This is a genomic window from Streptomyces sp. NBC_01176 (genome assembly GCF_045039825.1).
Taxonomy (GTDB): Bacteria; Actinomycetota; Actinomycetes; order Streptomycetales; family Streptomycetaceae; genus Streptomyces.
Window position 1 is genome coordinate 4,279,031 of record NZ_CP108600.1, and the last position, 13,074, is coordinate 4,292,104.

Sequence of the window (13,074 nt, forward strand, 5' to 3'; positions counted from 1 at the left end):
TGTCGAAAACCCGAGACAGGGGCTACGCCGTGAGCACGTTCAGGTCGGCGCTCGCCCAGCGCGCGCCGAGCCCGGTCAGCGTGACGTGCCGTACCTCGTCCGTGGTGTCGCCCACCGCCCGGTGGATGACGACGTGCAGGCGGTCGTCGGTCAGCTCCTCGACCTTGCCCTCGCCCCACTCGACGACGATCACCGAGTCGGAGAGCGACACGTCGAGGTCGAGGTCCTCCATCTCGTCGAGCCCGCCGCCCAGCCGGTAGGCGTCCACGTGCACGAGCGGCGGGCCGTCGACCAGGGAGGGGTGCACGCGGGCGATGACGAACGTCGGGGACGTGACCGCGCCCCGCACACCCAGCCCCTCGCCGAGTCCGCGGGTCAGGGTCGTCTTGCCCGCGCCGAGTTCCCCGTTGAGCATCACCAGATCGCCCGCGCGCAGCAGCTCGGCCAGGCGAAGGCCCAGCTCCCGCATCTGTTCGGGCGAGTTGACGGTGACGTGGACGCCGGCCCGCGCGGCGGCGGGCTCAGCCGGGTTGTGCGGTGCTGCTGGTGCTTCCATAGCCACCCACGGTAGCCCCTGCCGGGACGGCCCCCGCGCGCATCAGAAGGTCGGCGAGGCGGTCCATGACCACCTCGGGGCGCTCCAGCATGACCAGGTGTCCGGCGTCCGGTACGAGCACCAGCTCGGCGTCCGGCAGCAGGTCGGCGATCGCCTCGCTGTGCTCGCTCGGCGTCACCATGTCCCCGACGCCGGCCAGCACCAGCACCGGCAGGTCGGCGAAGCACGCCAGCGCCTCGGTCTTGTCGTGGTCGGTGAAGGCCGGGTAGAACTCCGCGACCACGTCGATCGGCGTGCCCTCGATCATCCGTTCGGCGAACCGCGCGATGGCCGGGTCGACGTCCCGGGACGCGAACGAGTACCGCTTGATGATCCCCGCGAACAGGTCGGCCGTCGCCCGTCGCCCGCGCTCCACCAGGGCGGCCTGCTGACCGAGCGCCTTCAGCACCCCGGGCAGCACCCGCCGTACCGCGTTGACGCCCGCGACGGGCAGCCCGAAGTTGACCTCGCCGAGCCGCCCCGACGACGTACCGACGAGGGCGACGGCGACGACCCGGTCCCTGATCAGCTCGGGGTACTGGTCGGCGAGGGCCATGACGGTCATGCCGCCCATCGAGTGCCCGACCAGCACGACCGACCCCTCGGGCGCGGCGGCGTCGATGACGGCCTTCAGGTCGCGGCCGAGCTGGTCGATGGTGACCGGCGTGCCGTCCTTCGACTGGGCGACCCCGCGCCCGGAGCGGCCGTGACTGCGCTGGTCCCAGTGCACCGTGCGCACCACCCCGCGCAGCGCGGCCCGCTGGAAGTGCCAGGAGTCCTGGTTGAGGCAGTAGCCGTGGCTGAAGACGACCGTGACGGGAGCCGGCGCCTTGCGTCCGAAGAGCCGGCGGCGGCGCGGGGTGAACGTGACGTCCTGCTCGATGTCGTCCACCTCGTAGTACAGCTCGGTGCCGTCGTCCGCGTACGCCTTGCCCGGGGTACCGCGCAGGGAGCCGTAGGGGCCGGTCGAGTCGAGCGCGAGCCGCGCCTTGTTCCGCATGCCGCGGCCGACCGTGAGCCTCTCTATGGCGACTCCGGCCGCGGCGCCCGCGGCGACCACGCCTATGGCGACGCCGGCGATACCGGCCTTGCGCCAGTTCCCGGCGGCGGAGGCGACGGCCGCCGCGGCGACGTCCGTCACGGCCTCCGCACTGCTCTCGCTCACGTACCGCTCCTCTTCGCCGGGATCTCGTCCACTGATGCGTCCGTTGGTGTCGGTGATGCTGGTCGTGCTGGTCGCGCTGGTGGTGCGTGTCGTGCGAGCCGTGGTCTTGGTTCTGGTGCTGGTGCTGGTGTGACTGACGCTGCCGCTGGGGTCCGCATGTCCTGTTGTCCTGCACAGGGCACTCTGTGCGATTACCCGCCCTGTTCCCTGTTCACGTGTACGCGCGGCACCCGGGTTCCGATCCGGGTGACGATTTCGTACGCGATCGTGCCCGCCGCCCGCGCCCAGTCCTCGGCGGTCGGCTCACCGCGGTCGCCCGGACCGAAGAGGACCGCCTCCGTGCCGGGCGCCGGCTCGTCCCCGCCGAGGTCGACCACGAACTGGTCCATCGCGACCCGGCCCGCGACCGTCCGCCATTTGCCGCCGACCAGCACCGGGCCGGTACCGGAGGCGTGCCGGGGGATGCCGTCCGCGTAGCCCACGGGGATCAGGCCGAGGGTGGTGGGACCCGCAGTGACGTAGTGGTGCCCGTAACTGACGCCGTGACCCCCCGGTACGTGCTTGACCAGCGCCAGCGACGCGCTCAGCGTCATCACCGGGCGCAGCCCGAAGTCGGCCGGGGTGCCGATCTCGGGGCTGGGCGAGATGCCGTAGACCGCGATCCCCGTACGGACGAGGTCGAAGTGGCTCTCGGGCAGGGTCAGCGTGGCCGGCGAATTGGCGATGTGCCGCACCTCGGGGCGCACGCCCCGCTCCTCGGCGTACGCCACCATCTCGCGGAACACGGTCAGTTGGGCCTGCACGGAGGGATGGCCCGGCTCGTCGGCGCAGGCGAAGTGCGACCAGAGGCCGGTGATCCGGATGCGTCCCCCGGCCTCGGCGCGCAGGGCCTCCGCGACCAGTTCGGGCCAGTCGGCGGGCTGGCAGCCGCTGCGTCCGAGCCCGGTGTCGGCCTTGAGCTGGACGCGGGCCGGGACACCGGCGGCGGTGGCCGCCGCGACGACCTCCCGCAGCGCCCACATCCCGCTGACCGACACGTCGAGGTCGGCCTCCACGGCCTCCCGCCAGGGCCCGCCCGGGGTCCACAGCCAGCACATGACACGCCCCGGGATGCCCGCCGCCCGCAGGGCGAGGGCCTCCTCGGGGGTGGCGGTGCCGAGCCAGGTGGCGCCGGCCTCGAGCGCCGCGCGGGCGCACGGGACCGCGCCGTGGCCGTACGCGTCAGACTTGACCACGGCCATCACGGCCGCGGACGGCGCGTGGGCGCGCAGGGTCCGCACGTTGGCCCGCAGGGCGGCCAGGTCGATCTCTGCGCGGGCGCGCAGCGGTGCTGTCTCGTTCATCGCGCCCCCAGTGTCTCAGAGGGGTCCGACGGCCCCCCTGTGCCGGTGCCCTTCGGGCGGCCCGCACGGTCTCGGACGATCTCCGGCTCCCACGGTCTCGGACGATCTCCGGCTTCCACGGCCTCGGACGACGCCGGACGGTCAGGTACCGGCCCTGTGTCCCCACACCGACACCCGGTCGCCCTTCCTGAGCACGTTCCACAGCGAGCGGGCGTCGGCGAGGCGCAGATTGACGCAGCCCCACGAGCCGTGCGGGTCGTAGACGCTGCCGTAGATGGCGTGGAAGGCCTGGCCGCCGCTGAAGAACTGGCTGTACGGCATGGGGCTGTTGTACAGCGTCGACCAGTGGTTCTTGTGCTTCCAGTAGATCTTGAACTGGCCGGTCCTGGTCCGGTACCCGGCCCGCCCACTGCGCATCGGCACCGGTCCCCACAGCACCTTCTTCCCCTTCTGCACCCAGGTGAGCTGACGGGTCAGGTCCACGCAGGCGACGCGGGAGGAGCGGACGCGGCACTTCCCGGCCGCGTTCGGGTTCTTGCGCGCGGACAGCAGCTGCATACGGGCCCAGGTCACGGGTCCGGCGAAACCGGTGAGCGGCTTGATCCCGTGGTGGGACTGGAACGTCCGGATCGCGCGGCAGTCGCCGCCGGACTGCCTGCCGTCCACCTTCAGCTTCAGCCAGCGCTCGACCTGGCGCTGGTAGGGGCCGGTCCGCCTGCTGCACGACAGGGCCCTGTCGGCGGCGTCGGCGGGCGGGACGTACTCGATCAGGGCGTCCGCCCCGGCGGTGGCGTCCCGCGGTTCGACGGCGTCCTCACGGGCGCTCGGTGTGTACACCTCCGGCGGGAACATCTGGTCCGGCGTGTCCGCCGGCCCCTGCCACAACTGCCGCGGGCCGGGCGCCACGCCGGGCACCAGGGTCTCCGCGGCCGCCGCCTGCCCCGGCACCAGCGGGCTCTCCGGGCCGGGCGACAGGGGGCCGTCCGCGTCGGCCAGGGCGGTCTGTGCGGGCAGTGCCGTCAGCACCGCCAGCATCACCGCCGCGCTTCGGCAGGCCATTCGTCTGCTCATCATCATGCGATCAGCGATACGCAACGTGGGGGCGCGAGGGGGTGAGCCGCGCGGATGGGGTCCCCCGTTATGGGCAACGCCCCCGCCTCTTTCGCCCCCGCCAAACGCCGGAAGCGCTGGGTATTTCAGCCCGTCCGGCGTTTGAGGACGAGGCCCTTGAGGCCGACGGGGGTCTGGGGGCGGAGCCCCAAGGGACAGGACGGGTCGGGTAGGGGCGGCGGGGGCGAGAAAGCCCCGGGCTCAGCCCATCACGTCGCGCCAGGCGTCCCGTACCGCCTCCGCGACGTCATGCGCCCCCACCGGAGCCCCCTCCGCCGCAAGCCGCCCCGCCAGCCCATGGAGATACGCCCCCACACTCCCCGCGTCCAACGCCGACAGCCCCGACGCGAGCAACGACCCGGCGAGCCCCGACAGCACATCCCCGCTCCCCGCCGTGGCCAGCCACGCGGTCCCCGTCGGATTCACCCGCACCGCCCCGCCGCCCGGATCGGCGACCAGCGTCGTCGACCCCTTCAGCAGCACCGTCGCCCCGTACCGCGCCGCCAGCTCCCGCACGGACGCCAGCCGGGCCCCCTCCACCGACTCCCGCGACACCCCGAGCAACGCCGCCGCCTCCCCGGCATGCGGGGTCAGCAGCGTCGGCGCGGTACGCCCGCGCACCGTGTCACGGTCCGCCAGCCGCAGCCCGTCCGCGTCGACGAGCACCGGCACCTCCGCCTCCAGCACCTCGGCCACCGCCGACGCGTCGTCCCCGGCGCCGGGCCCCACCACCCACGCCTGCACCCGCCCGGCCCGCGCGGGCCCCAGGTCCGACACCAGCGTCTCGGGGAAACGGGAGATCACGGCGTCCGCCGCGGGCCCGACGTAGCGCACCGCCCCCGCGCCGCCGCGCAGCGCCCCCGAGACGGCGAGCACGGCGGCCCCGGGATACCGGGCGGACCCGGCCGCGATCCCCACCACGCCCCGCCGGTACTTGTCGCTCTCCGCCCCCGGCGCGGGCAGTCGCGCCGCCACGTCCACGTGCTGGAGGGCCTCAAGCTCGGCCGTGTCGGGCAGATCGAGCCCGATGTCCACGAGGCGCACGGAACCGGCGTACTCGCGCGCCGGATCGATCAGCAGCCCCGGCTTGTGGGTCCCGAAGGTCACCGTCAGATCGGCGCGGACCGCCGGACCGCGGACCTCTCCGGTGTCCGCCTCGACACCGCTCGGCAGGTCCACGGCGACCACCACCGCACGGGAGTCCGCGGCGAACTCCGCGAGCGGCGCCGCGTCGGGCCGCAGACCGCCCTTGCCCCCGATCCCCACGATGCCGTCGACGACGAGGTCGGCCCGCCGGATCAGTTCCCGCGCGGTGCCGTGGAAGCCGTCCCCGCCCGCGACCGTGCCGCCGCCGGCCCGTCGCAGCGCGGCCAGCCCCCCGGCATGGGTGCGTTCGGGCGCGAGCAGCAGCGCGGTGACGCCCGCTCCGCGCCGGGCGAGGCGCGCGCCCGCGTACAGCGCGTCCCCGCCGTTGTCCCCGCTGCCGACCAGCAGCACGACCCGGCTGCCGTACACCCGCCCCAGCACGTCCGCGCAGGCGGCGGCGAGTCCGGCCGCCGCCCGCTGCATCAACGCCCCCTCGGGGAGCCGTGCCATCAGCTCCCGTTCGGCGGTCCTCACGGTCTCCACGCTGTACGCAGTACGCATGGGACCGAGTCTCCCGTACGGAGCCCCTCCGTGCCGCCCCGGCCGCGCTACCCCTCCGCGATCACCACCGCCGACGCCACGCCCGCGTCATGGCTGAGCGACACATGCCACGACATGACGCCCAGTTCGGCCGCGCGTGCCGCCACGGTGCCCCGCACCCGCAGCCGCGGCCGGCCGCTGTCCTCGACATAGACCTCGGCGTCGGTCCAGTACATTCCGCCCGGAGCGCCCAGCGCCTTGGCGACCGCCTCCTTCGCGGCGAACCGCACGGCGAGCGAGGCGATGCCCCGGCGTTCCCCGCTCGGCAGATGCAACTCCTGTTCCAGGAAGAGCCGTTGGGCCAGCCCCGGCGTACGCTCCAGCGACGCGCGGAACCGGTCGATCTCGGCCACGTCGATACCGACCCCGATGATGCTCATGCCGAGCACCCTACGACCGTCCCGCCCGCCGTCCCGCCATCTGCCGCCACCGTCCTGTCACTGCTCCGCTCCGGTCCCGGGAACGGGACCGGAGCGGCCGAACGCGGTGGAACCGGACCGGCGACCGCCCCGCGCGCAGCGGCCACCGCACCCGCTCACTCCACCGTCACCGACTTCGCCAGGTTGCGCGGCTGGTCCACCTCGTTGCCCCGGGCCGTCGCCAGCTCGCAGGCGAACACCTGCAGGGGAACCGTGGCCACCAGCGGCTGGAGCAGGGTCGGGGTCACCGGAATGCGGATCAGGTGGTCGGCGTACGGCACCACCGCCTCGTCGCCCTCCTCCGCGATCACGATCGTGCGCGCGCCCCGGGCCCGGATCTCCTGGATGTTGGACACGATCTTGTCGTGCAGGACGGACCGGCCGCGCGGCGAGGGCACGACCACGACGACCGGCAGGTCCTCCTCGATCAGCGCGATCGGACCGTGCTTCAGCTCGCCCGCCGCGAAGCCCTCGGCGTGCATGTAGGCCAGTTCCTTGAGCTTGAGGGCGCCCTCCAGCGCGACCGGATAGCCGACGTGCCGGCCGAGGAACAGGACCGTCCGCTTGTCCGCGAGCGTCCGCGCCAGTTCCCGTACCGGCTCCATGGTCTCCAGGACCCGCTCGACCTCGCCGGAGATGTGGGACAGGTCCCGGATCACGGCCTGGATCTCGTCGCCCCACTTGGTGCCGCGCACCTGGCCGAGGTACAGCGCGACCAGGTAGCAGGCCACCAGCTGGGTGAGGAACGCCTTGGTCGAGGCGACCGCGACCTCCGGGCCCGCGTGCGTGTAGAGCACCGCGTCCGACTCGCGCGGGATCGTCGAGCCGTTGGTGTTGCAGATCGCCAGCACCTTGGAGCCCTGTTCCCGCGCGTGCCGCAGCGCCATCAGGGTGTCCATGGTCTCGCCGGACTGGGAGATCGCGATGACCAGGGCACGCGCGCCCAGGATGGGATCCCGGTAGCGGAACTCGCTGGCCAGCTCCACCTCGCACGGGATCCGCGTCCAGTGCTCGATGGCGTACTTGGCGATCAGCCCGGCGTGGAAGGCCGTACCGCAGGCCACGATGACGACCTTGTCGACCTCCCGCAGCTCGCGCACGGGAATCCGCACCTCGTCCAGCCTGAGCGAGCCGCCCGCGTCGATGCGGCCGAGGAGCGTGTCGGCGACCGCCTTGGGCTGCTCGGCGATCTCCTTGAGCATGAAGTAGTCGTAGCCGCCCTTCTCGGCCGCCGCCGCGTCCCAGTCCACGTGGTACGAGCGCACGTCGGCGGGTCGCCCGTCGAAACCGGTGACCGTCACCCCATCCCGGCGCAGCTCCACCACCTGGTCCTGGCCCAGCTCGATCGCCGACCGCGTGTGGTCGATGAACGCGGTGACGTCCGAGGCGAGGAAGGCCTCTCCCTCGCCGACCCCCACCACGAGCGGCGAGTTGCGGCGCGCACCCACGACCACGTCGGGCGTGTCGGCGTGCACCGCGACCAGCGTGAACGCGCCCTCCAGGCGCCGGCACACCAGCCGCATCGCCTCCGCGAGGTCCGCGCAGACCGAGAACTCCTCGGCGAGCAGGTGCGCGACCACCTCGGTGTCGGTCTCGGAGGCCAGCTCGTGGCCGCGCTCGGTCAGTTCGGCGCGCAGCTCGGCGAAGTTCTCGATGATCCCGTTGTGGACGACGGCGACCCGGCCCGCGTTGTCGAGATGCGGATGCGCGTTCGCATCCGTGGGGCCTCCGTGGGTGGCCCAGCGGGTGTGCCCGATCCCGGTCGTCCCGGTCGGCAGTGGCCGGTCGACCAGCTCCTTCTCCAGGTTGACCAGTTTCCCGGCCCTCTTCGCCGCGGCCAGCCCGCCGTCCGCCGGTACGGCGACGCCCGCCGAGTCGTACCCCCGGTACTCCAGTCGCTTCAGTCCGGCCATCACCACGTCAAGCGCCGACTGCGACCCCACGTATCCCACGATTCCGCACATGCGCGCAGCCTAAGGGCCGACACCCGTCGCATCTCGGCATCTCGTGCCCGATATCGGAAATTCCAGCCGCCTTCCCGCACCCGTCCCGGGGTTCCCGCTCGCCCGCGGACGCCCCCGGAGCGGCCCCCGGGCGACGTCCGGACGACCCCGCGTGACGGACCCCACGCCCCACCCCGTCCACACTCCCGTAACAATGGACTGTGATCTCTCCGGTCTCCCCGATGCCCCGGAGCGCCCACCGGCACAAGCCGGAGGCGACTCCCTACGTCGACCTCACCCGTGCCGAGTGGAGCGCGCTGCGCGAAAAGACGCCGCTGCCGCTGAACGCCGAGGAGGTCGAGAAGCTGCGCGGTCTGGGCGATGTCATCGACCTCGACGAGGTGCGGGACATCTATCTGCCGCTGTCCAGACTGCTGAATCTGTACGTCGGTGCCACGGACGGGCTGAGAGGCGCCCTGAACACCTTCCTCGGCGAGAAGGGCTCGCAGTCCGGCACCCCGTTCGTGATAGGCGTCGCGGGCTCGGTCGCCGTCGGAAAGTCCACCGTCGCCCGCCTTCTCCAGGCCCTGCTCTCCCGCTGGCCCGAACACCCTCGCGTCGAACTCGTGACCACTGACGGCTTCCTGCTCCCCACCAAGGAGCTGGAGGCGCGCGGCCTGATGTCGCGGAAGGGTTTCCCGGAGTCGTACGACCGCCGGGCCCTCACCCGGTTCGTCGCCGACATCAAGGCGGGCAAGGACGAGGTCACCGCCCCCGTCTACTCCCACCTCATCTACGACATCGTCCCCGGACAGAGGCTCACGGTCCGCCGCCCCGACATCCTCATCGTCGAAGGCCTGAACGTGCTCCAGCCCGCCCTGCCGGGCAAGGACGGCCGCACCCGCGTCGGCCTCGCCGACTACTTCGACTTCAGCGTGTACGTCGACGCCCGCGCCGAGGACATCGAGGCCTGGTACCTCAACCGCTTCCGCAAGCTGCGCGCCACCGCCTTCCAGAACCCCTCCTCGTACTTCCGCAAGTACACCCAGGTCTCCGAGGAGGAGGCGCTCGACTACGCCCGCACGACCTGGCGGACCATCAACAAGCCCAACCTGATGGAGAACGTGGCCCCCACCCGCGGCCGCGCCGCCCTCGTCGTCCGCAAGGGTCCGGACCACAAGGTGCAGCGCCTCAGCCTGCGCAAGCTGTAGTCCCCCGCGGCCACCGGCCGTTCGGTGCGGCTACCCTGCGCGGCATGCTGCATCTGCGTCTGATCACACCGGCCGCACGGACCGACGAGGTGGTGCGCCTGATCGGCCGTACGGTCGGCACCACCCATCTCGTCGTGCTGCCCGGCGCCGCCCGCGACCCGGCCGGGGACGTCGTCATGTGCGACGTCGCACGCGAGGCGGGCGACGAACTCATCGGCGCGCTCAGGGAGTTCGACCTCGACCGGACCGGCTCGATCGCCGTCGAGAACATTGACCTGTCGCTCTCCCGTCGCGCCGACAGGGCCGAGGAGGAGGCACCGGGCGAGGGGGCGGACGCGGTGTTGTGGGAGCACCTGGCGGACGCCTCGCACGAGGAGTCGACGCTCAGCGTCACGTACGTGGCTCTGCTGGCGGTCGCGACGATGCTCGCGGCCTGCGGTGTGATGCTGGACAACGCGATCCTGATCGTCGGCGCGATGGCCGTGGGACCGGAGTTCGGACCGCTCGCCGGGATCTCGACGGCGCTGGTGCGGCGTGCCCCGCACCTGGTGTGGCGGTCGCTGTGGGCGCTGCTCGCGGGATTCGCCCTCGCCATGGTGCTGACCGCGGGCTTCAGTCGGCTCCTGGACGGCCTGGGCCTGTTCGAGAAGGCGATGGTGGAGGCGCCGCGGCCGAACACGGCCTTCATCTGGAAGCCCGACTGGATGTCGTTCGTCGTGGCCTTCCTCGCGGGGATCGCGGGCACCCTGTCCCTCACGTCCGCGAAGTCGGGCGCGCTGATCGGCGTCGCGATCTCGGTGACCACGGTCCCGGCGGCGGCGAACGCGGCGGTCGCCCTCAGCTACGCGGACTACTCGCAGACCTGGGGCTCCACCTGGCAGTTGCTCGCCAATCTGGGCGGCATCGTGCTCTCGGGCACGCTCACCCTGCTCGCCCAGAAGTGGTTCTGGGCGAGACAGCGTGCGGTGACACCCCTCGGTTAGCCGAGCGAGGACTTCACGGCGTCCGCGAGCCGGCCGGCCACCGACCGGGCGTGGTCGATGTCGGCGGCCTCGACCATGACCCGGACGAGCGGCTCGGTGCCGGAGGGACGCAGCAGGACCCGCCCGGTGGTGCCGAGTTCACGCTCGGCCTCGACGACCGCGGCCGCCAGCTCGGCGGAGCTGTTCACCCGCGAGCGGTCGACGTCGGGGACGTTGATGAGGACCTGCGGCAGCCGCTCCATGACGGACGCGAGGTCCTGGAGCGTACGGCCCGTCTGGGCGACCCGGGCCGCCAGCATCAGGCCGGTCAACGTACCGTCGCCGGTCGTGGCGTGGTCGAGGATGATCACATGGCCGGACTGCTCGCCGCCGAGCGCGTACCCGTGCTGCTTCATCTCCTCCAGGACGTAACGGTCACCGACCGCGGTCTGGATGAGGCCGACGCCCTCGCGCTCCATGGCGAGCTTGAAGCCCAGGTTGGACATGACCGTCGCGACAACGGTGTCGGATCGCAGTGCGGAACGCTCCCGCATCGCCAGCGCGAGGACGGCCAGGATCTGGTCGCCGTCCACCTCGGCGCCCGTGTGGTCCACGGCGAGGCAGCGGTCGGCGTCACCGTCGTGCGCGATGCCGAGATCGGCGCCGTGCTCGACGACGGCGGCCTTGAGGAGGTCGAGGTGGGTGGAACCGCAACCGTCGTTGATGTTCAGACCGTCCGGGGCGGTACCGATCGTGACGATCTCCGCGCCGGCCCGCGCGAAGGCCTCCGGGGACACCCGGGCGGCGGCACCGTGCGCCTCGTCGAGGACGACCTTGAGACCGTCGAGACGGTTCGGGAGCACACCGATCAGGTGGGCGACGTACTGGTCGAAGCCCTCGTCGTACGAGCGCACGCGCCCGACACCCGAACCCGTCGGCCGGTCCCACGGAGCGCCGGTGCGGTGCTCGTCGTACACGGCCTCGATCCTGTCCTCCAGCTCGTCGGCGAGCTTGTGCCCGCCGCGGGCGAAGAACTTGACGCCGTTGTCCGGCATGGCGTTGTGGCTCGCCGACAGCATCACACCGAGGTCGGCACCCAGCGCACCCGTCAGGTACGCCACCGCGGGGGTGGGCAGCACACCGACGCGCAGGACGTCCACGCCCGCGCTGGCCAGGCCCGCGACCACGGCGGCCTCCAGGAACTCCCCGGACGCGCGCGGATCCCGCCCGACCACCGCCACCGGCCGGTGGCCCTCGAACGTGCCCGCCTCGGCCAGCACATGCGCCGCCGCCACGGAGAGACCGAGCGCGAGCTCGGCCGTCAGATCCGCGTTGGCGACACCGCGCACGCCGTCCGTGCCGAAGAGTCGTCCCACTGGTGTCCTCCTGATAATGCTCAGTATTCGGAAGTCATCCGATCATGCAAGCCTTTGAGCGCCTTGTGCCGTTATACGCCCTGGGCTGGTGATAAACGAACGCCCCGACGGCACACAGCGTGCCGCCGGGGCGAACGGTCGTACGAATACCAGCAGGCGGTGATTAACGCTTGCTGTACTGCGGGGCCTTACGGGCCTTCTTGAGACCGGCCTTCTTGCGCTCGACCGCACGGTCGTCGCGCTTGAGGAAGCCGGCCTTCTTCAGCGCCGGGCGGTTGTTGTCGACGTCGGCCTCGTTCAGGGCGCGGGCGACACCGAGACGGAGCGCACCGGCCTGACCGGAGACGCCGCCACCCGAGATACGGGCGATGACGTCGTAGCGGTTGTCGAGCTCGAGCACCTTGAAGGGCTCGTTGACTTCCTGCTGGTGCACCTTGTTGGGGAAGTAGTCCTCAAGGGTGCGACCGTTGATCTTCCACTTGCCGGTGCCCGGGACGATCCGGACGCGGGCGATGGCGTTCTTGCGACGGCCCAGGCCGGCGGCCGGCTGCGGGTCGCCGAAGCGGCCCGCGAGCGACTCCGAGGTGTACTCGCCCTCGACGGGGACCTCGGACTCGGTGGTGTAGTTCTCGATGTCGACGAGCTCAGTCTCTTCGACCGGCTGCTCAACGGTGGTCTCGGCCACGATTCTCCTCAGATTCTTTTTCGTCTTAGGGGGTGGCCGGAACTACTGCGCGACCTGGGTGATCTCGAACGGGACCGGCTGCTGCGCAGCGTGCGGGTGGTTCTCGCCCGCGTAGACCTTCAGCTTCGAGAGCACCTGACGGCCCAGGGTGTTCTTCGGAACCATGCCCTTGATGGCCTTCTCGACGGCCTTCTCGGGGTTCTTCGCCAGCAGCTCGTCGTAACGGACGGAGCGCAGACCACCCGGGTAACCGGAGTGGCGGTACGCCAGCTTCTGGGTCTTCTTGTTGCCGGAGAGGTGCACCTTGTCGGCGTTGATGATGATGACGAAGTCACCAGCGTCGACGTGGGGCGCATAGATCGGCTTGTGCTTGCCCCGCAGGATGTTCGCTGCAGTGGTCGCCAGACGACCCAGGACGACATCCTGGGCGTCGATGACGTACCACTGGCGAGTGATGTCGCCGGGCTTGGGGCTGTACGTACGCACGGTCGTAGCCTTCGCTTCTTCAGTGAGTGGGTCCTGACATGGCCACCACGGACGATCACGACAGCCCTGACCGCACCTCGGTGACGCATACCG

General features: G+C 71.7%; 12 protein-coding genes. 2 read left to right on the plus strand and 10 right to left on the minus strand.

The genetic code is table 11. The features are described from left to right. Positions 1-22: 22 nt before the first annotated feature. The 7 genes from tsaE to glmS form a co-directional block, all read right to left on the minus strand. Positions 23-556 carry a tRNA (adenosine(37)-N6)-threonylcarbamoyltransferase complex ATPase subunit type 1 TsaE gene (gene tsaE, locus OG199_RS18255; protein WP_356802985.1) on the minus strand — a complete coding sequence of 178 codons (534 nt, stop codon included), beginning with the start codon at positions 554-556 and terminating at the stop codon, positions 23-25. Beyond that, positions 522-1,760: an alpha/beta hydrolase gene (locus OG199_RS18260; RefSeq protein ID WP_356802983.1), complete on the minus strand. Its 1,239-nt coding sequence runs from the start codon at positions 1,758-1,760 to the stop codon at positions 522-524. Before OG199_RS18260 ends, tsaE begins: the two co-directional genes overlap by 35 nt. 191 nt (positions 1,761-1,951) lie before the next feature. Beyond that, a complete protein-coding gene (gene alr, locus OG199_RS18265) occupies positions 1,952-3,103 on the minus strand; it encodes an alanine racemase (protein ID WP_356802981.1) in 1,152 nt (383 codons plus the stop codon). A 141-nt stretch (positions 3,104-3,244) separates the two neighbouring features. Further along, complete coding sequence (locus tag OG199_RS18270) at positions 3,245-4,162, minus strand: L,D-transpeptidase family protein (protein ID WP_405830339.1); 918 nt, start codon at positions 4,160-4,162, stop codon at positions 3,245-3,247. A 252-nt stretch (positions 4,163-4,414) separates the two neighbouring features. Beyond that, positions 4,415-5,860: an NAD(P)H-hydrate dehydratase gene (locus OG199_RS18275; RefSeq protein ID WP_405830341.1), complete on the minus strand. Its 1,446-nt coding sequence runs from the start codon at positions 5,858-5,860 to the stop codon at positions 4,415-4,417. Between the two features lie 47 nt (positions 5,861-5,907). Next, complete coding sequence (locus tag OG199_RS18280) at positions 5,908-6,279, minus strand: holo-ACP synthase (protein ID WP_356802975.1); 372 nt, start codon at positions 6,277-6,279, stop codon at positions 5,908-5,910. Positions 6,280-6,434: 155 nt separating this feature from the next. Beyond that, positions 6,435-8,282, minus strand: coding sequence for a glutamine--fructose-6-phosphate transaminase (isomerizing) (gene glmS / locus OG199_RS18285; RefSeq protein ID WP_356802973.1), 1,848 nt, complete (start codon positions 8,280-8,282; stop codon positions 6,435-6,437). 221 nt (positions 8,283-8,503) lie between these two features. Here glmS and coaA point away from each other — a divergent pair, with 221 nt between their 5' ends. Together coaA and OG199_RS18295 are read left to right on the plus strand one after the other, a co-directional pair. Beyond that, a complete protein-coding gene (coaA, locus tag OG199_RS18290; protein ID WP_405830343.1) occupies positions 8,504-9,472 on the plus strand; it encodes a type I pantothenate kinase in 969 nt (322 codons plus the stop codon). Positions 9,473-9,516: 44 nt separating this feature from the next. Next, positions 9,517-10,455 (plus strand): DUF389 domain-containing protein, encoded by a 939-nt coding sequence (locus tag OG199_RS18295; RefSeq protein WP_401805496.1) that lies wholly within the window; start codon positions 9,517-9,519, stop codon positions 10,453-10,455. On the opposite strand, the gene glmM is transcribed toward OG199_RS18295, so the two are convergent. From glmM to rplM, 3 genes are all read right to left on the minus strand, one after another. Beyond that, positions 10,452-11,810 carry a phosphoglucosamine mutase gene (glmM, locus tag OG199_RS18300; RefSeq protein WP_356802969.1) on the minus strand — a complete coding sequence of 453 codons (1,359 nt, stop codon included), beginning with the start codon at positions 11,808-11,810 and terminating at the stop codon, positions 10,452-10,454. The two genes, OG199_RS18295 and glmM, sit on opposite strands and share 4 nt — an antisense overlap. Before the next feature lie 163 nt (positions 11,811-11,973). Then, the gene (gene rpsI / locus OG199_RS18305) at positions 11,974-12,495 is read right to left on the minus strand and encodes a 30S ribosomal protein S9 (RefSeq protein WP_060895271.1); all 522 of its coding nucleotides are present in this window, start codon (positions 12,493-12,495) and stop codon (positions 11,974-11,976) included. 42 nt (positions 12,496-12,537) lie between these two features. After that, on the minus strand, positions 12,538-12,981 hold the full coding sequence (rplM, locus tag OG199_RS18310) for a 50S ribosomal protein L13 (RefSeq protein WP_168529673.1): 444 nt from the start codon (positions 12,979-12,981) through the stop codon (positions 12,538-12,540). Between the last annotated feature and the right edge of the window lie 93 nt (positions 12,982-13,074).

What these genes read in the sequence shown, in the direction of transcription:
- tsaE (WP_356802985.1), bottom strand. Translation starts at nt 556, where the DNA reads ATGGAAGCACCAGCAGCACCGCACAACCCGGCTGAGCCCGCCGCCGCG.
- alr (WP_356802981.1), bottom strand. Translation starts at nt 3,103, where the DNA reads ATGAACGAGACAGCACCGCTGCGCGCCCGCGCAGAGATCGACCTGGCC.
- OG199_RS18270 (WP_405830339.1), bottom strand. Translation starts at nt 4,162, where the DNA reads ATGGCCTGCCGAAGCGCGGCGGTGATGCTGGCGGTGCTGACGGCACTG.
- OG199_RS18275 (WP_405830341.1), bottom strand. Translation starts at nt 5,860, where the DNA reads ATGCGTACTGCGTACAGCGTGGAGACCGTGAGGACCGCCGAACGGGAG.
- OG199_RS18280 (WP_356802975.1), bottom strand. Translation starts at nt 6,279, where the DNA reads ATGAGCATCATCGGGGTCGGTATCGACGTGGCCGAGATCGACCGGTTC.
- glmS (WP_356802973.1), bottom strand. Translation starts at nt 8,282, where the DNA reads ATGTGCGGAATCGTGGGATACGTGGGGTCGCAGTCGGCGCTTGACGTG.
- coaA (WP_405830343.1), top strand. Translation starts at nt 8,504, where the DNA reads ATGCCCCGGAGCGCCCACCGGCACAAGCCGGAGGCGACTCCCTACGTC.
- OG199_RS18295 (WP_401805496.1), top strand. Translation starts at nt 9,517, where the DNA reads ATGCTGCATCTGCGTCTGATCACACCGGCCGCACGGACCGACGAGGTG.